This is a genomic window from Sphingobium boeckii (assembly GCF_014199215.1).
Classification (GTDB): domain Bacteria; phylum Pseudomonadota; class Alphaproteobacteria; order Sphingomonadales; family Sphingomonadaceae; genus Sphingobium_A; species Sphingobium_A boeckii.
Genome location: NZ_JACIJC010000005.1, coordinates 199,968 through 217,009 on the forward strand (window position 1 = coordinate 199,968; position 17,042 = coordinate 217,009).

At 64.2% G+C, this 17,042-nt stretch carries 15 protein-coding genes; 11 read left to right on the forward strand and 4 right to left on the reverse strand.

Features of this window, described 5'->3' with window-relative positions; genetic code table 11:
- Positions 1–43: 43 nt before the first annotated feature.
- Complete coding sequence (locus FHS49_RS15510) at positions 44–1,648, forward strand: long-chain fatty acid--CoA ligase (RefSeq protein WP_246350832.1); 1,605 nt, start codon at positions 44–46, stop codon at positions 1,646–1,648.
- 25 nt (positions 1,649–1,673) lie between these two features.
- Here the strand turns inward: FHS49_RS15510 and FHS49_RS15515 are convergent, their stop codons facing one another.
- Positions 1,674–2,750: a PA0069 family radical SAM protein gene (locus tag FHS49_RS15515; RefSeq protein WP_184020285.1), complete on the reverse strand. Its 1,077-nt coding sequence runs from the start codon at positions 2,748–2,750 to the stop codon at positions 1,674–1,676.
- A 75-nt stretch (positions 2,751–2,825) separates the two neighbouring features.
- On the opposite strand from FHS49_RS15515, the gene FHS49_RS15520 reads away from it, so the two are divergent.
- Entirely contained in the window at positions 2,826–3,401 is a 576-nt protein-coding gene (locus FHS49_RS15520; protein WP_184020287.1) for a DUF1796 family putative cysteine peptidase, read from the forward strand.
- Positions 3,402–3,469: 68 nt separating this feature from the next.
- On the forward strand, positions 3,470–3,961 hold the full coding sequence (locus tag FHS49_RS15525; RefSeq protein WP_184020288.1) for a YbjN domain-containing protein: 492 nt from the start codon (positions 3,470–3,472) through the stop codon (positions 3,959–3,961).
- A gap of 6 nt (positions 3,962–3,967) precedes the next feature.
- On the opposite strand, the gene moaB is transcribed toward FHS49_RS15525, so the two are convergent.
- Genes moaB through FHS49_RS15540 form a run of 3 tightly spaced genes read right to left on the reverse strand, consistent with a single transcriptional unit; the run spans position 3,968 to position 6,998 of the window.
- Positions 3,968–4,495: a molybdenum cofactor biosynthesis protein B gene (moaB, locus tag FHS49_RS15530; RefSeq protein ID WP_184020290.1), complete on the reverse strand. Its 528-nt coding sequence runs from the start codon at positions 4,493–4,495 to the stop codon at positions 3,968–3,970.
- Positions 4,496–4,500: 5 nt separating this feature from the next.
- The gene (locus tag FHS49_RS15535) at positions 4,501–6,267 is read right to left on the reverse strand and encodes a lytic transglycosylase domain-containing protein (protein WP_184020292.1); all 1,767 of its coding nucleotides are present in this window, start codon (positions 6,265–6,267) and stop codon (positions 4,501–4,503) included.
- Positions 6,268–6,269: 2 nt separating this feature from the next.
- Positions 6,270–6,998 carry a uracil-DNA glycosylase family protein gene (locus FHS49_RS15540; protein ID WP_246350833.1) on the reverse strand — a complete coding sequence of 243 codons (729 nt, stop codon included), beginning with the start codon at positions 6,996–6,998 and terminating at the stop codon, positions 6,270–6,272.
- Between the two features lie 118 nt (positions 6,999–7,116).
- On the opposite strand from FHS49_RS15540, the gene FHS49_RS15545 reads away from it, so the two are divergent.
- The 8 genes from FHS49_RS15545 (at position 7,117) to FHS49_RS15580 (ending at position 17,006) form a co-directional block, all read left to right on the forward strand.
- Entirely contained in the window at positions 7,117–8,766 is a 1,650-nt protein-coding gene (locus FHS49_RS15545) for an electron transfer flavoprotein-ubiquinone oxidoreductase (protein ID WP_184020294.1), read from the forward strand.
- 37 nt (positions 8,767–8,803) lie between these two features.
- Positions 8,804–10,414, forward strand: a complete 1,611-nt coding sequence (locus FHS49_RS15550; RefSeq protein ID WP_184020296.1) for a tetratricopeptide repeat protein — start codon at positions 8,804–8,806, stop codon at positions 10,412–10,414.
- A gap of 11 nt (positions 10,415–10,425) precedes the next feature.
- Positions 10,426–11,262 (forward strand): 4-(cytidine 5'-diphospho)-2-C-methyl-D-erythritol kinase, encoded by an 837-nt coding sequence (locus FHS49_RS15555; protein WP_184021167.1) that lies wholly within the window; start codon positions 10,426–10,428, stop codon positions 11,260–11,262.
- Positions 11,263–11,481: 219 nt separating this feature from the next.
- Entirely contained in the window at positions 11,482–12,204 is a 723-nt protein-coding gene (locus FHS49_RS15560) for an N-formylglutamate amidohydrolase (protein WP_184020298.1), read from the forward strand.
- Positions 12,205–12,246: 42 nt separating this feature from the next.
- Positions 12,247–13,968 carry a dihydroxy-acid dehydratase gene (ilvD, locus tag FHS49_RS15565; RefSeq protein ID WP_184020300.1) on the forward strand — a complete coding sequence of 574 codons (1,722 nt, stop codon included), beginning with the start codon at positions 12,247–12,249 and terminating at the stop codon, positions 13,966–13,968.
- 124 nt (positions 13,969–14,092) lie between these two features.
- The gene (locus tag FHS49_RS15570) at positions 14,093–14,413 is read left to right on the forward strand and encodes a hypothetical protein (RefSeq protein ID WP_246350835.1); all 321 of its coding nucleotides are present in this window, start codon (positions 14,093–14,095) and stop codon (positions 14,411–14,413) included.
- A complete protein-coding gene (locus tag FHS49_RS15575; protein ID WP_184020302.1) occupies positions 14,410–15,795 on the forward strand; it encodes an NAD(P)H-hydrate dehydratase in 1,386 nt (461 codons plus the stop codon). The genes FHS49_RS15570 and FHS49_RS15575 overlap by 4 nt, the downstream gene beginning before the upstream one ends.
- Positions 15,792–17,006 (forward strand): class I SAM-dependent RNA methyltransferase, encoded by a 1,215-nt coding sequence (locus FHS49_RS15580; RefSeq protein ID WP_425502700.1) that lies wholly within the window; start codon positions 15,792–15,794, stop codon positions 17,004–17,006. The genes FHS49_RS15575 and FHS49_RS15580 overlap by 4 nt, the downstream gene beginning before the upstream one ends.
- The last annotated feature ends 36 nt before the right edge of the window (positions 17,007–17,042 follow it).

Here is a 17,042-nt window from a genome sequence, read left to right on the forward strand (position 1 = left end):
CTGGCAAATCCGATCGGTTTCGCTAGTCTTGCGAAAACGAAAAATGGAGAGCCGGATGCTGGGCGGAATGCAGGATTTCGAGCTGCGGGTGCCACGCCTGATCGATCACGCCGCGCGCGAACATGGCCCGCGCGAGATCGTGACCTATTGGGCGGATGGCAGCGAGACGCGGACCGATTGGGCGGGGATCGCGCGCGATGCGCGCAAACTGGCGCAGGCGCTGGAACGGATGGGGATGAAGCCGGGCGACCGGATCGGCACGCTGGCGATGAACCACAGCCGGCATCTCGTCGCCTGGTATGGCGCGATCGGGATGGGCGGGGTGATCCACACGATCAATCCGCGGCTGTTCGACGAGCAATTGGTGTTCATCGCCAATCATGCCGAAGATCGCGTGCTGCTGTATGACAAGGCGTTCCAGCCAATCGTCGATCGGTTGAAGCCGCAATGGACGCATATCGATCATTATATCTGCTTCGATGGCGCGGGCGATGAGAGCTTCGAAGCGGTGATCGCACGCGAGAGCGGTGATTATGCCTGGGTCGAAGGGCCGGAGCGCGATCCGTGTATGCTCTGCTACACCAGCGGCACCACGGGCCATCCCAAGGGCGTGCTCTATACGCATCGCTCGACGGTGATCCACGCCATGGCCGAGGTCGCGCCCGATGTGTTCGATCTGTCGTCGAAATCCGTATCGCTTCCGATCGTGCCGATGTTTCATGCAGCCTCATGGGGTCTGCCCTTCGCCGGCGCATTGGCGGGGTCCAAATTCGTTTATGCCGCCGTCAATGATCCCGTGGTGCTTTGTCGCTTGATGAATCAGGAGAAGGTCACCCATTCCGCGGGTGTGCCGACCGTGTGGCTTTCCATGTTCCAGCATATGGATGCGACGGGCGAAGTGCCGCAATATCTGAAGCTGGTCAGCATCGGCGGGTCTGCGGCACCGCGCGCGATGATCGCGCGGCTGATGAAGATGGGCGTGCGTGTCGCGCATCTCTGGGGGATGACCGAAACCTCTCCCGTGGGCACGTCGGGTGCGCCCCTTCCCAATTGGGACGCACTGAGCTTCGACGAGCAACTCGATCAGATTTCCAAACAGGGCCGGGCGCCTTTTGGCGTCGAACTGCGGGTGATCGACGAGGAAGGCCGCGCGCTGCCGCGCGACGGGGTCAGCGCCGGCCGGCTCCAGATCCGTGGCCCCTGGGTGGTGAAGCGCTATTTCCAGGCGGAAGAGGATGCGATCGACTCGGATAATTGGTTCGATACGGGCGATGTCGCGGTGCTTCATCCCTGCGGCACGATGCAGATCACGGACCGGTCCAAGGATGTCATCAAATCCGGCGGCGAATGGATCAGCTCGGTCGAATTGGAAAATGCCGCGGTCGGCTGCCCCGGCGTGGCTGAGGCGGCGGCGATCGGCATCCATCATCCCAAATGGGACGAGCGGCCGTTGCTGCTGATCGTGCGGAAAGAGGGCGCTGCCGTGAGCGCGGGTGACGTGCGGGATCATCTGGCGGACAAGGTCGCCAAATGGTGGCTGCCCGATGAGATATTGTTCGTCGGCAGTCTGCCGCATACGGCGACGGGGAAATTGCTGAAGACCGCATTGCGGGCGCAATATAAGGATTTCCGCTTCGAGACGGCTTAATCCCTCTCCCGCTTACGGGAGGGGACTACAACAGCCGCATCTGATCGCCCTCGGGCGGCACGAACAGATCCGTGCGCAGCTTCATCCATTCGCGTTTGCGCAACCCATATTTGCGACAGGCGATCTGGAAACGGGTGCGCAGAAGATCGGCCCATGGGCCTTCGGATTTCATGCGCGAATGGAAATTCGGATCATTGTCTCGCCCGCCGCGCATGTCGCGGATGATCGTCATCACCTTGCCCGCGCGATCGGGGAAATGCGCATCGAGCCAGGCACGGAATAGCGGGGCCACTTCGAAAGGGAGCCGCACCGGGATGTAGGAGGCGTTCAGCGCGCCCGCTTCGGCCGCCGCCTGAAGGATATGCTCCATCTCGTGATCGGTGATCGCGGGAATGATCGGCGAGATGGAGACGGTCACCGGTATCCCCGCATCGCTCAGTGCCCTGATCGCCGCGATCCGGCGCGCTGGGCGGGGCGCGCGCGGCTCCAGCGTCATCGCGATCTTCGGATCGAGCGAGATGACCGAAATCATCACGCCGACCAGTCCGCGCGCCGCCATGGGGGCCAGCAGATCCATGTCACGGACAATGCGGTCTGATTTGGTGGTGATCATCAGCGGATGGCCGGTCTCGCTCAAAATCTCGACGCATTGGCGCATGATCCGCCATTCGCTCTCGATCGGCTGATAGGGATCGGTGTTGGTCCCCATTGCGATCGGGCCGACGACATAGCCGGGCTTCATCAATTCCTTGCGGAGCAGGACGGGGCCATCGGGCTTGGCGAACAGCTTGGTCTCGAAATCCAGGCCGGGGGAGAGATCGAGATAGGCATGGGTCGGCCGGGCGAAGCAATAGATGCAGCCATGTTCGCAGCCGCGATAGGGATTGATCGAGCGATCGAAGGCGATGTCGGGCGATTGATTGCGCGTGATGATCGTCCGCGGCTTTTCCACCGTGACAATGGTCCGCAATTTGGGCGCGTCGCCGTCCACGCTGGCGCGCGCATCCAGCCAGTCGCCATCGGCTTCCCGCGCGGGAAGATGGAAGCGGTCGCTCGTCCGATTGACGGTCGCGCCGCGCGCAGGGCGGAGCTTTGAATCCATGATGTCTTGTGCACCCCGCGATAGAACATATCAAGAACAATTGCGATCAGATACGCGATCGCCTAGCCTGTCACGGTGACCCGCTTCATCAGCCTCGGCCGCCATTGCCAGGCGGCGCACCAGATCGACCGGGTGACCGGGCCGGGGCGTCCCGCGCAGTTTTTCGATTGGCTGATCACGCCGCATGAGGGGCTGATCGCCTTGTTGAAGGGTGGCTTCGGTGGTTTCCTCGCACCCCATAATCTGCGGTCGCAGGGCGAACATGAGGGGTTTCACGCTGTGACAGATGCGGCGTTCGGGGTGGAAATGCTGCACGATTTTCCTTTCGACGCGCGGATCGACGTGCGGCTGGCGGGCGTGCAGGCGAAATATGCGCATCTGGCGCAGCGGTTTTTGACATTGCCGGGCGGCAGGGAGTGCGTGTTCATGCGTCAGGTCGAGGCCTTCGATCCAATCCAGGCCGGCGCGATCTTTGCGGTGCTCGGCCAATGGTTCAAACCCGGCTTCAGGCTGGCGATCCTGGCGGATTCAGAGATCGCTGATCAGCCGGTGATGCCCGATATCCGGGTGGTGCATGTGCCGCAACCCGCTCCCTATGTCTGGAAGGGCAGTGATCCGGCATGGGACAAGGCGTTCAAAGCGCTGGAATAAACCGCTTGCGGGGTGCGCCGCGTCCAGCCAGATTGTTGCGCGGAAAATGGGGGGATCAGATGCGAATTTTGAAAATATTTACAGCGGCAGCATTGGGTTTCGCGACGCCGGCCTGGGCGGCTGATGATGGGCCTTGCGGACAGGGAATGGTGTGCGCCAGCGCCCCGCAGACGATCGCCGACGCCATGAAGGCGGCGGGGCTGGAGGCTGATGTCGAAAAGCAAAGCGACGGGAAAATCGCGGTGAAAAGCGAGGCCGGCGGCTATGAATATGGCGTCTATCTCAAAGACTGCAACGATGCTGAAAAAGCGTGCGCGGCGGTCCTGTTCGAAGCCGGTTTCAGCGCCGACGACGCACATACCACCGAATTGGCCAATCAGTGGAACCGGGACAAGCGCCTCGCCAAGATGTGGATCGCCGCGGACAAGGCGCTTTACGTGCAATATGATATCGCCACCGTGGGCGGCCTCAACCAGACCCAATTCAGGGATACCGTGGCCTGGTGGAATTCGATGATGGACGAGCTTGGCGATTTCTTCGACGAGAATCTGGAGCCGTGATCTGGCTCAACGTTCCATTAGGCGGGGCATGAGCTCGACGAAATTGCAGGGTGTGTGGCGGCTATCGAGCTGGCTGGCGAGAATGTCGTCCCACCCATCCTTCACCGCCCCAGTCGATCCGGGCAAAGCGAAGATATAGGTGCCGCGGGTCACACTGGCGCAGGCGCGAGACTGAATGGTGGAAGTGCCGATCTTGGCGAAGCTCAACCAGCGGAACAGTTCGCCGAAGCCGGGAATATCCTTGCCACCAAGCCGGTGAAGCGCTTCGGGGGTCACATCGCGTCCGGTCACGCCAGTGCCGCCCGTGGTGATGATGCAATCCACCTCGGGATCATCGACCCAGGCATGAAGCCGCGCCACGATCTCGTCGATATCGTCATGCACGATTGCACGATCAGCCAGGATGTGGCCCGCCGCTTCAACGCGACCCGCCAATATGTCGCCGGAGGTGTCGTCGGCGCGGCTGCGCGTGTCGGAAATCGTGAGCGTCGCGATCCTGACGGGCAGGAAGACGCGACTTTCGTCAATCGGCATGGCTGTCAATCGGCACTGGCGATCTTGCCGCTATTGTCCATGCGGACCGCACTGGCACCGCTCATCCCGGGAAAGCGCGGCCACATGCCCTGGGACATGGCGGCGAGGCTGGGCGCGGGCTGGCCGGCGTTGCGCTGATACATCCAGTAATTGCGCAGCACGATCGTGACGTAGCCGCGCGTCTCCCAGAACGGGATGGATTCGATGTAGAGCAAGGGATCAGCGCGATCGATGCCAAGCTCATTCCATTTCTTTACCGAGCCGGGGCCGGCGTTATACGCGGCGATCACCTTGGGCAGCAGCCCCTCCGTGGCGGAGAAATCGCGCATCTGCTCCAGATAGCTCTGGCCATATTCGATATTGGTGGAGGGCTCGGTCAGCCGCGCCTTGGAATAGGTTTCGCCCTTGCGGCGCGCAATCAATTGCGCGGTGCCGGGCATGATCTGCATCAGGCCATAAGCACCGGCGGGGCTCACCACATCGCGGCGGAAGTTCGATTCCTGCAGTGCATGGGCGAAAACGAGCGACTTATCGACGCGCCAGCCGCCATCCGGCGTCCAGGCCGGTGCGGGATAATGCTGACTGTTGGCCACTTTCGCGCCATTGGGGCCGTTATGCGCCAGCCATATCTGGGTTTCGGGCAAGCTGAGCCTGCTCGCCACGCCGAGCAGCGCGCCATGATCCTCGCGCGACCCGATCCGCGCCTGATGCCGCAGCAGATCGTTCGCCAGGGCATATTCGCCAATCTCGGTCAGCGCGACCGCGGCGCGGACATTGGGGCGGGACGAAAGCCGTTTCCAGTCTGCGCCGCCCCGATCACCATCCATCGCGCGCGCGGCGCGGATGCCGAGCATTTCGCCCGCCAGCATCCCGTAGAACGTGTCGTCCATCTTCGATGCGATGCGGAGACGCGGCTGCACCTTTTGCGGTTCGCCCAGCGCCATGTCGGCGCGCGCCGCCCAATAGAGCCCGGCCGCGCGCATGTCTTCGTCTGGCGCGCGGCGCGATACCGTCTCGAACGCCTGCTGCGCGGCGCGATAGTCGCGCTGCCGCCATGAGGCGAGACCCATGATCCAATCGGCCTGAGAGGACCATTCGCCCGTGCCGCTTTGCGCCTTGGCGGCGATCGCGCGGCAGGCGGCGTCATTGCCCGCCTGATAATGCGCCCAGGCGATCTTCTGCTGCCATTCGGTCAGGGCTTCGGGCGTGAGCGTGGTTTCGGCGCCGGTCAGCAGCAATTCGGCGGCGATCGGATCGTTCGCCTTGATCAGCGGCATGATCTTCGCGCCCAGCGCCGCGCCGGCGGTGTCGCCCTTGGTGGTTGCGGTGCGCGCCCGGCTCGGCTTGCCGCCCAGCCAGATCATGCGCTGTTCCTGAGGGAAACTGGGAATCTCGATTGCGCCGCGCTTTCTGGCGATGGCGGCGATCTTGTCGGCCTCGGGCAGTTCGGGGGCGCTGACGAGCAGCGTCATCAGCGCTGGCGTTTCCACCTTGGGCGACCCCTTGGCCAGATAGAGTTCGGAACGCGCCACATCATGCAGCGGCCCCTGTTTCATATCGTCCAGCTTCTTGGCCGCCTCGGCCCAGGCCTTGGCCCGGATCGCCGCGAACACCGCGCGATAGGCATCGCGCTCTTCGCCCGAAAGCTGGCGCGGCAAAGCGGTGTTGGCGGATTTCGCCTCGCCCTTGCGGACGGAGGACAGGTCTTCATTGGCCGCAACGGCCGGAATCACGGGCAGTGCGATCAGCGCACAGGCAAGCGCGAACCTCAACTTCAAAACTCGATACCCCCGATCAGCAATCGCAGATCCCGCCAGGCGTCCGCCTTGCGGGCGGGGCTCTGAATCAGGAAGCGCGGCGCAAATGTCGCGACAGCCTCCGTCTTGGCACCATCATGGTTAACCCCGTGTAACTTTCCACGCGCGGAGATGAGTTCCGTCCCGAGAATGGCACGACTGACCGCCTGACCCATCAAAAGTAAGCGTTTCGGCGCGGCCAGAGCGATGTGATGGCGGGCGATTTCGCCCATCCGCACGATCGCTGCCGGGTTGGTCTGGCCGCCGATGGGGCGTTCGAAACAGAGCGACGCGAAATAGACCGAGGCGCGATCGCGCCCGATCGCGGCGAGCATCTTATCGAACAGCCGGCCCGAATCATCGGACAGCAGCGATCCCGCGGCACCATCGGCCGGCTCCGGCATGTCGATCATCACCATGATCCCGCTGATCGCATCGCCTGAAGGCAGGATGCGGCGGCCCTGGCGCGATCCATCCGCCATATCGGGCGCTTCCGCGATCCACTGGTGAAAACCGGCAAGCGTATTGGGGAGCGCGGCCGGAGCGGCTGCGACAGAAATTGCGGGCGCCGTAGCGGCGGTGACGCGGTGTTCGGCAAGCCAGTTGCGCGGCTCCTCGGCGATCGGGGTATCGACCCCCGCGCTTTGCCACCAATCGAGCGCGCTCAGCGCACCCGTGATATCCAGCATATCTGCCCCCGCTTGCATGGGATTGCTTAGAGTCATGGTTGACGGCAGGGTCAATCAGAGTGCACCGGCAACATGACAAGGCGTTGTGCGGACGCGACGACAGGAAGGCGCGCGCTGCGGATGGAAGGGAATGACGATGAGTGAACGGGAATCCATGCCCTATGACGTGGTGATCGTCGGCGGCGGCCCTGCCGGGCTGGCGGCGGCGATCCGGCTGAAACAGCTTGCCGGCGAAAAAAGCGGCGAGATTTCAGTATGCGTATTGGAAAAGGGCTCGGAGATCGGCGCGCATATCCTCTCCGGCGCGGTCGTCGATCCCAAGGCGCTGGACGAATTGCTGCCCGATTGGCGCGAAACCTGCCCGATGGCGCAGGTGCCCGTGGTGGAGAACCACCATTGGGTGCTGACCAAGACCGGCAAATTCGCCATGCCGCACATCTTCATGCCGCCTTTCATGAACAACAAGGGCACTTATACCGGGTCGCTCGGCAATCTCTGCCGCTGGCTGGCGGAGCAGGCCGAAGCGCTGGGCGTGGAGATTTTCCCCGGCTTCGCGGCTGCCGAAATCCTGTTCAACGAGGATGGCTCGGTGAAGGGCGTCGCCACCGGAGACATGGGCGTCGCGCGCGATGGCACGCACAAGCCCGATTATATGCCGGGTATGGAATTGCACGCCAAATACACCTTCTTCGCCGAGGGCGTTCGCGGGCATCTGTCCAAGGAACTCAAGCGCATCTTCAATCTGGAATCGGAGTGCCAGCCACAGACCTATGGCATCGGTATCAAGGAATTGTGGGATATCCCGGCGGACAAGCATGTGCCGGGACGGGTGATCCATTCGCAAGGCTGGCCGCTCACCGAAGAGGCCGGGGGTGGATTCCTCTATCACCAGGCCAATGGCCAGGTGGCCTTGGGCTTCGTGGTCGATCTGGATTACAAGAATCCCTATCTCTCGCCCTTCGAGGAGTTCCAGCGCTGGAAGCAGCATCCCGCGATCCGCGCGGAGATCGAGGGCGGCAAGCGCATTTCCTATGGCGCGCGCGCGATCAACGAAGGCGGCTGGCAGGCGGTGCCCAAATTGGTGTTCCCCGGTGGCGCGCTGATCGGCTGCTCCGCCGGCTTCGTGAACGTGCCGCGGATCAAGGGCAGCCATACAGCGATGAAATCGGGGATGCTGGCGGCCGAAGCCGCATTCGACGCGATCGCCGCCGGTCGCGAATTTGACGCACTTTCGACCTATCCGGACGCACTCGATGCAAGCTGGATCGCGACGGAGCTTAAGATGGTGCGCAATGCCGGGCCGGCGATCCAGAAATTCGGACCGGTGGGCGGCACGCTCGTGGCAGGCATGGACATGTGGATGCGCACGCTCAAGATCGGCCTGCCTTTCACGATTCGGACGCATAAGGACAATGAAAGCCTCTGGCGCAAGGATATGGTCCAGAAGATCGACTATCCCAAGCCCGATGGCGTGATCAGCTTCGATCGCCTGTCCTCGGTGTTCCTCTCAAACACCAATCATGAAGAAGATCAGCCGATCCATCTGACATTGAAGGATCCGGACGTTCCGATCGCCTATAATCTACCCATGTATGACGAGCCTGCGCAGCGTTATTGCCCGGCAGGCGTGTATGAGGTGGTAGGACAGGATGAGGGCAATCCCCGGTTCCAGATCAACGCGCAGAATTGCGTCCATTGCAAGACGTGCGACATCAAGGATCCTACCCAGAACATCAACTGGGTGGTGCCAGAGGGCGGCGGGGGGCCGAATTATCCCAATATGTAAACGCCTTGGCCTGACGGCGCTGGCCCTGTCCGCGCTCATGTCGCCCGTGACGGCTCATGCGTCGGATGCGGAGGCGATGGCGGATTATATCCGCGCGCGTATCGCGGATGGGGACGGGCAGCCCGATGCCGCCGCCGCGGCTTATGCGGCCTTGCTGACCGCCCAGCCGGGCGATGCGGCCATGGCGCTGCGCGCCTATCGCGGCGGGATGGCTGCCGGAGACAAGGCGCTGGCGCTGCGCGCGGCACGGGTGCTGGTGGCTCAGGGTGCCTTGCCCGCCGAGGGGCGTCTGCTGCTGCTGGCCGAAGCGATCAACGCCAGCGATTGGCGCGCCGCCGATCGAGCCGTGGATGCGTTGCGCGACGAGGGCAATTTCGACTTCGTCGGCCCGGTGCTGCGCGCCTGGGTGCATTTCGGCGCGGGCCGCAAGGATGCGCTCACCTTTCTCGAAGCGCCGCAGACGAGCGGTCTTACCGCCGCTTATGCGGGCGAACATCGCGCGTTGCTGATGATCGCGGGCGGCCATGCGGATCAGGGCGTCGCCATTTTGCGCACGCTGCCCACCAGCGGCACCGGCTTCGCTGGGGCGGCCGTGCGCATTGCAGCCGCCTCGGCGCTGGTTAAAGGCGGACGCCGGGCCGACGCACTGGCGATCCTGACGGGCAATGATCCCGCAGTGGTGGCCGCACGATCCAGTCTTATGGCCGGCAAGGCGCTCAATGTGCGCGCCGATACCGCCTCGCGCGGCGCGGCCTTGCTGCTGATGCGGCTGGCCGAAGATATCGGCGGGCGGCAGGCCGGCGCGCTTTCGGTGTCGCTTGCGCGCATCGCGACCTTTCTCGATCCCGCCAGCGACGCGGCCTGGGTCGTGACCGCCGATCTGCTGCGCAATCAGGGGAATCCCGGTGCGGCTCTCGTCGCGGTCAGCCGGATCAATGCGAAAGGCCCGTGGCGCACCCAGGCGACCGATTTGCGCGTGGCGCTGCTGGCGGGCAGCGGTGACGGCGTTTCGGCGCTGGCAGCGGCGACCGTGGCGGCGAAAGCCCGCAATGCCTCGAGCGGCGATTTCACCCGGCTGGGCGATCTACTGAGCGTGGATGATCGTCATGCCGATGCGGTCAGCGCCTATCGTATGGCGATTGCGAAAGCGGAGACCGAGGGCGCGCCCGCCGCATGGTCCCATTGGCTGATGCTGGGCAGCGCGCTGAAAGATGCGGGCGATTGGGATGGAGCGAAGGCGGCGCTGGAGCAGGCGCTGGCATTGGCTCCGGATCAGCCCGTCATCCTCAACTATCTCGGCTATTCGCAGCTCGAACGGCGCGAAAATCTGGCCGAAGCGGAAACGCTGATCGCGCGTGCCAATGCGATCAGCCCGGATGACGCCTCCTTCATCGATTCGCTCGGCTGGGCCTATCATGTGCGCGGACAGACCAAGCGCGCGATCGAGACACTGGAACGCGCGGTCAATGTGGTGCCCGCCGAATCGATCATGAACGAGCATCTGGGCGATGCCTATTGGGCGGCCGGGCGCAGGATCGAAGCGCGTTATGCCTGGCAATCGGCGCTGGTGACGGCGGACGAGGATGCCGCGGTGCGTCTGAAGGCCAAGACCGATATGGGCTGGACCACCGCGACCGCCGCGCCATAAGCGCCGCCATGATGCTGCGTGAAACTGCCTGGGCAAAGATCAATCTGGCGCTCCATGTCCGCCGCCGCCTGGCTGACGGCTATCATGATATCGAAAGCCTGTTCGCCTTTGCCCGGGATGGCGATGCGGTTTCGCTTGCGCCGTCCGGTGATCTGACGCTCGCGATCGAAGGGCCGTTTGCGGCGGGGCTGGACGCCGGTCCGGATAATCTGGTGCTCCGCGCGGCAGAGGCCTTGCGCGGTGCGTTCGGGATATCGGACGGCGCGGCGCTGAGGCTGGTCAAAAATCTTCCCGTGGCGGCGGGCATCGGCGGCGGATCGGCGGATGCCGCGGCAGCGCTCAGATTGCTGATCCGGCATTGGCGGATCGATCCGCGCGACTTGCGCATTGCCGCCATCGCGTCTGCGCTGGGCGCGGACGTGCCGGCCTGCCTTGAAAGCCGCACCCTGCGCGGCGAAGGACGCGGCGATGCCATGGCAATGCTCGATGAGCCGGAACTGGCGGAGATGCCGCTGTTGCTCGTCAATCCGAAGATCGCGCTGGCCACAGGCCCGGTGTTTGCCGGATGGGATGGCGTAGACCGTGGCCCGCTGGATGGCGGCCCCGCGCTGGCCGCCGCGCTGGCCGGGCGCAATGATCTGGAGCCGCCGGCTGCCGCGCTCGTGCCCGAAATCGCCACGCTGGTGGACGCGCTTCAGGCGCTGGAGGGCGTGAGGCTCGCGCGTATGTCGGGATCAGGCGCCACCTGCTTTGCCCTGTTCTCGGATGCGGCGGCGCGCGCGCGAGGCACATGCGTGATCCGGATGCGATGGCCCTCTTATTGGTGTCTCGAAACGGCGCTGAAGTGACCCGAATGTTCCATATCGGGACAGGGATTTCTGGAAATTGCACGCAATTGCGTCGTTTTTGAACTGGCACGGCGTTTGCGGCGTTGGTTGCGATCGGATCGATCACGCGTCTCGCAGCGCAGATCCATTCGGCCATGGTCCACGCCGACGGTGTGCATCATATTCGGGGCGGCAGGCCAAGGCTTGCCGCCCCGAAATCATTCCGGCACAGACGGTCGCATGAATCCCCTCCATATTCCCGGCGATCCCGCGTCGGGCTTGCTCATCATCGCCGATCACGCGTCGAACGTCGTTCCAGCCGGCGTCGATCTCGGCGTGCCGCCTGCGGTGATGGGCCAGCATATGGCGGTAGACGTCGGCACATGGGATCTAGCGCATCGTCTGGCGGAAAAGCTCGACGCGCCCGCGGTGCTCGCCACGCTCTCCCGGCTGGTCGTGGATCTCAATCGCGAAGCCGATGCGCCCGGCGTTGTGCCGCTGGTGAGTGACGGAGTGGAGATTGCCGGCAATGCCGCGCTGGATGCCGATGAACGCGGGGCGCGGATCGATCTCTATTGGCGGCCCTATCATGCCGAAGTCGCGCGCCTGATCGCGCATTATTCCCCCGCAATGCTGATATCGCTGCACAGCTTTACCCCGCAATTGACCACCGATCCGCATCAAGCACGACCATGGGAGATCGGCGTCCTCTATAATCGGGATGATCGTGCAGCGCGGCTCGCGATTCCCCTGTTAGGCGCTGCGGGCGTGGCGACGGGGGATAATCTGCCTTATTCCGGAAAAATACTGAATGCGACGATGAACGCTCATGCGGAAGCCGCCGGATTGCCCTATCTTGGTCTGGAAGTGCGGCAGGATCTCATATCGGATACGGCCGGCATCTCTCGCTGGGCGGACATAATCGCACATATTATCGGCCACACACGTAATAGTCTTGCGTAAAACCCGGTCTTTGAGACATAGGGCGCGCATGAAGGATGAAACATGACCCATATTTTCGATAAATCAAAGCTCCCCAGCCGCTATGTCTCCGTTGGCCCCGAAAGCGCACCCCACCGCAGCTATTATTATGCCATGGGCCTCACCGAGGAAGAAATTAACCGGCCCTTCGTCGGCGTGGTCAGCGCGGGAAATGACAGTGCGCCATGCAATACCACGCTTGATGCGCAGGCCGACTGGTGTCGCCAGGGCGTGCATGATGCGGGCGGGTTGCCGCGCCGGTTCAACACCATCACCGTCACGGATGGCATCGCCATGGGTCATCAGGGGATGAAGAGTTCGCTGGTCAGCCGTGAGGTGATCGCCGATTCGGTCGAACTTTCGGTCCGCGGCCATTGCTATGACGGGCTGGTCACCTTTGCGGGATGCGACAAATCGCTCCCCGGCATGATGATGGCCATGCTGCGCCTGAACGTGCCGTCGATCTTCGTTTATGGCGGCTCGATCCTGCCGGGCCGCTATCAGGAACGCGATCTGACCGTGATCGACGTGTTCGAGGCGGTCGGCCGTTATTCGGCCGGGAAATGCCCGCTCTCCGAGGTCACTGCGATCGAGAAGGCGGCGTGCCCCGGCCATGGCGCGTGCGGTGGCCAATATACCGCCAATACCATGGCCTGTGTGGGCGAAGCGATCGGATTGTCCTTGCCGAACAGCAATATGGCGCCCGCGGTTTACAAGAGCCGCGAGGAGATCGCGGTCGCGGCTGGTCGTCAGGTGATGGAATTGCTCAAGCTCAATCTGCGTCCGCGCGACATCTGCTCCCGTGATGCGTTCATCAACGCGGCGCGCATCGTGGCGGCCACGGGCGGTTCCACCAATGGCGCGCTTCACTTGCCGGCGATGGCGAGCGAATGCGGGATCGAATTCGATCTGTTCGACGTGGCGGAAATCTTCAAGACGACACCGTATCTCGCGGACCTCAAACCCGGCGGTAATTATGTCGCCAGGGACATGTATGAGGCGGGCGGGATCTACATGCTGATGAAGACGCTCCATGCCGAGGGCTTGCTGCACGGCGATTGCATCACCGTGACCGGCAAGACGCTGGCGGAGAATATCGACGAGATTACCTGGAACCCCGATCAGAAGGTGATTTACGATGCTAGGACCCCGATCACGCCCACGGGCGGCGTGGTGGGTCTGCGGGGCTCGCTGGCCCCCAATGGCGCGATCGTGAAGGTGGCAGGGATGAAGCGCCTGCAATTCACCGGAACGGCCAAGGTGTTCGAGCGCGAGGAGGATGCCTTCGCCGCGGTCGAGGCGCAGCAGATCGTGGACGGGGATGTCGTCGTGATCCGTTATGAAGGGCCGAAGGGCGGCCCGGGGATGCGCGAGATGCTGTCGACCACCGCGGCGCTTTACGGACAGGGCCTGGGCGAGACGGTCGCCTTGGTTACGGACGGACGCTTTTCCGGCGGCACGCGTGGTTTCTGCATCGGTCATGTCGGCCCGGAAGCCGCGGAAGGCGGACCGATCGCGCTCATCGAAAATGGCGACACGATCGCGATCGATGCCGAAGCCGGCACGATCGATCTGGTGGTGCCGGAGGATGTTCTGGATGCGCGCCGCGCGGCCTGGACGCCGCGCAAGACCGATTATCAATCGGGTGCACTCTGGCGCTATGCGCAGAATGTCGGTCCGGCCTATAAGGGAGCGGTCACGCATCCGGGAGCCAGCGCCGAAACCCATGTCTACGCGGATATCTGATTCAGCCCCATGCGACCCTTATCCTGAGCATGTCGAAGCACATCGCCGTCTCTCTTCATATTGGAAGAGAGGGAAAAGCCTTCGACAGGCTCAGCCGGAGCGGTGGGGCGGAGCGATCATTTGTTTGCTGCTCGCCGCCTGCGGGGCGGGCGGCGGTGATCCGACGGCGAAGGCGGAGGATCTGATCGCCTGCATGGTGGACGGCGCAACCGTGTTCGCGCGGGTCTGCGCCCTGGAGCGCAGCATCTCGGATGCGGGCGCGTTGATGCTGGTGGTTCGCCATCCATCGGGCGCGTTTCGCCGGATGACGGTGCCGAAGGACGGCCGCGGTGTGAGTGCCGCGGATGGCGCAGCGCCGGCGGAGATTACGCCGGTGGACGATCAATGGGTCGATGTGACGCTGGCGGGGGACCGATACCGGTTGCCCGTCGCGATGAAGCCATGAGCCGCGGCCGCGCGATCCTGACAGCCGCCGCCATGCGCGCGGCGGAAGACCGTGCAATCGCGCGCGGTGCATCCGTGGAAAGCCTGATGGCGCGCGCCGGAAAGGCGGTGGCCGAAGCGGCATGGCGCTTCGGCGGCGGACGTCCCGTGCTCATTCTGTGCGGCCCCGGCAACAATGGCGGCGATGGCTATGTCGCCGCGCGGGTTCTGAAAGCATTGGGGGCGAATGTGCGGGTGGCTGCGCCGTGCGATCCGCAATCGGAGGCGGCGATCCAGGCGCGGCGGGGCTGGGACGGGCCGGTCGAGCCGCTGACCGACACCACACCTGCGCCCATGCTGGTCGATGCGCTGTTCGGCACCGGACTGTCCCGGCCGCTGCAACCGGACGTGGCGGACGCCCTCATGCGCCTGGTGTCGCGCGCGCATCTTGCGTTGGCGGTGGATCTGCCGAGTGGTCTGGCGACGGACACCGGAGCCTTGCTGGCACCCGTGCCTCATTTTTCGCTGACGCTGGCGCTGGGTGCGCTCAAACCCGTGCATCTGCTGCAGCCCGCCGCGCATCTGTGCGGCGCGGTGCGCGTGGCTGATATCGGGATCGCCACGGAGAGTCTGATCACCGAACTGGCGCGGCCACACCTTGCCGCGCCGGGACCGGCGGATCACAAATACAGCCGCGGTTTCGTGGCCGTGGTCGGCGGCGGAATGCCCGGCGCGGCGCGTCTGTCGGCCACAGCGGCGCTGAGAGCGGGATCGGGCATGGTGAAGCTGCTGGGCGGCCAGGGTGGACCCGATGCGCTCGTGTGCCGCCCAATCGAGGAACTCGCCGCCACCCTGGCGGACAAGCGCCTGAATGCGGTGGTGATCGGGCCGGGCTTGTCTCCCGATGCTGCCGGCCGGAGCCTGCTGGACCAGGTGATGGCTGGCCGTGCCCCCGCGGTGATGGATGCAGGCGCTTTGCGGCTGATCGGGGATATGGGTGCAGAGGCATTGAAGGGGCTGCCCGCCATGGCGATCCTCACCCCGCATGATGGAGAATTCGAATCGCTCTTTGGCAAAGGGCAGGGGAGCAAGATCGATCGCGCTGGCCAGGCCGCCGCGGCCTCGGGCGCGGTGATCGTCTTCAAAGGCGCGGATACAGTGATCGCGTCGCCCGATGGCCAGATTGCCGTTGCGCCTGATGCCTCGGCCTGGCTCTCGACCGGCGGCACGGGCGATGTGCTCGCGGGAATCGTCGCCGCGATGCGCGCGCGGGGGCTTGATGCGTTCGATGCGGCCTGCGCCGGCGTATGGCTCCATGGGGATGCCGCACGCCGCGCCGGGCCTGCCTTTGTCGCGGATGACCTTGCCAATCACCTCCCGGCCGCTATTGCCGCCTGCCTGTGACTGAAACTGCTGAGATCATCCGCATCGCCGCGCGCGGCGACGGCGTTACCGCCGACGGCCGCCATGTGCCCTTCGCCAGCGTGGGTGACGTCGTGACGTCAGAGGGCGTGATCCTGCCCGGTCTGCGCCATGCCGCGCCCGCCTGCCCGCATTTCGGGGATTGCGGTGGATGCCAGCTCCAGCATCTCGATGACGAGAGCTATAAGGATTTCGTGCGGGACCGGATCATCACCGGCCTGGGCGCGCAGGGCATCGCGCCGCCGCCTTTCGCCCCCGTGCATCTCTCGCCCCCGCGCACTCGCCGCCGCGCCAGCCTGAAGGCAGAGCGGCGCGGCAAGAAAGTAACGATCGGGTTCAATGCCGGGAGCAGCCACCGGATCGTGGACATGGTGGATTGTGCGATTCTCCATCCCGCGCTGTTCGCGATGATTGCCCCGCTGCGGCGGCTGCTCTCCACCACGCTCCCCGAAAAGCGCGTGGCGAACATCACGATGACGCTGGCGGATCAGGGCGTGGACATGGTGATCGACGGGATCAAGGCCGATACGCTGGCCGCCGCCGAAGGCCTGTCGGACTTTGCCGATGCGCAAAAGATCGCGCGCCTGTCGATCGACGACGGGTTCGGCCCGCAGACGCGCTGGGAGCCGGAACCGGTGACCATCACCTTTGGCGGCGTGCCGGTGCCATTGCCGCATAACAGCTTTCTCCAGGCGACGCTGGATGGCGAGGCCGCGCTGGTCGCCGCGGTGCTGGCGTCGGTCGGCGACGCGGGCGCGGTGGCGGATCTTTTCTGCGGGCTGGGCACGTTCGCGCTGGCGCTCTCCACCACGCGCAAGGTCTATGCGGCCGAAGCCGGGCGCGATTCGGGCATGGCGCTCAAGATGGCCGCCGGGCGCGCGCAAAGGCAGGTGTTTTTCGAGCATCGCGATCTCTATCGTCGTCCGCTGACGGTGGCGGAAATCAACCGCTTTGGCGCGATCGTGCTCGATCCGCCGCGCTCCGGAGCGGAGGAGCAATGCCGGGCGCTGGCGGAATCGAGCGTTCCGCACATCGCCTATGTTTCCTGCAATCCCGCCACTTTCGCGCGCGATGCGAAGATATTGGTGGAAGGTGGCTATCGGATCGAGATGATCAGCCCTGTGGGCCAGTTTCGCTGGTCGACGCATGTGGAACTGGCGGCAGCTTTTGTGAAGCAAGATTTTCAAAATTGAACCGTTTGTCCCGAGCGTAGTCGAGGGACGCAGGTG

Bases quoted from the DNA above. Each gene is read 5' to 3' on its own strand.
- FHS49_RS15555 (WP_184021167.1), top strand. From the start codon at position 10,426: ATGCTGCGTGAAACTGCCTGGGCAAAGATCAATCTGGCGCTCCATGTC.
- FHS49_RS15575 (WP_184020302.1), top strand. From the start codon at position 14,410: ATGAGCCGCGGCCGCGCGATCCTGACAGCCGCCGCCATGCGCGCGGCG.
- FHS49_RS15545 (WP_184020294.1), top strand. From the start codon at position 7,117: ATGAGTGAACGGGAATCCATGCCCTATGACGTGGTGATCGTCGGCGGC.
- FHS49_RS15515 (WP_184020285.1), bottom strand. From the start codon at position 2,750: ATGGATTCAAAGCTCCGCCCTGCGCGCGGCGCGACCGTCAATCGGACG.
- FHS49_RS15540 (WP_246350833.1), bottom strand. From the start codon at position 6,998: ATGCAAGCGGGGGCAGATATGCTGGATATCACGGGTGCGCTGAGCGCG.
- FHS49_RS15560 (WP_184020298.1), top strand. From the start codon at position 11,482: ATGAATCCCCTCCATATTCCCGGCGATCCCGCGTCGGGCTTGCTCATC.
- moaB (WP_184020290.1), bottom strand. From the start codon at position 4,495: ATGCCGATTGACGAAAGTCGCGTCTTCCTGCCCGTCAGGATCGCGACG.
- FHS49_RS15550 (WP_184020296.1), top strand. From the start codon at position 8,804: ATGTCGCCCGTGACGGCTCATGCGTCGGATGCGGAGGCGATGGCGGAT.
- FHS49_RS15510 (WP_246350832.1), top strand. From the start codon at position 44: ATGGAGAGCCGGATGCTGGGCGGAATGCAGGATTTCGAGCTGCGGGTG.
- ilvD (WP_184020300.1), top strand. From the start codon at position 12,247: ATGACCCATATTTTCGATAAATCAAAGCTCCCCAGCCGCTATGTCTCC.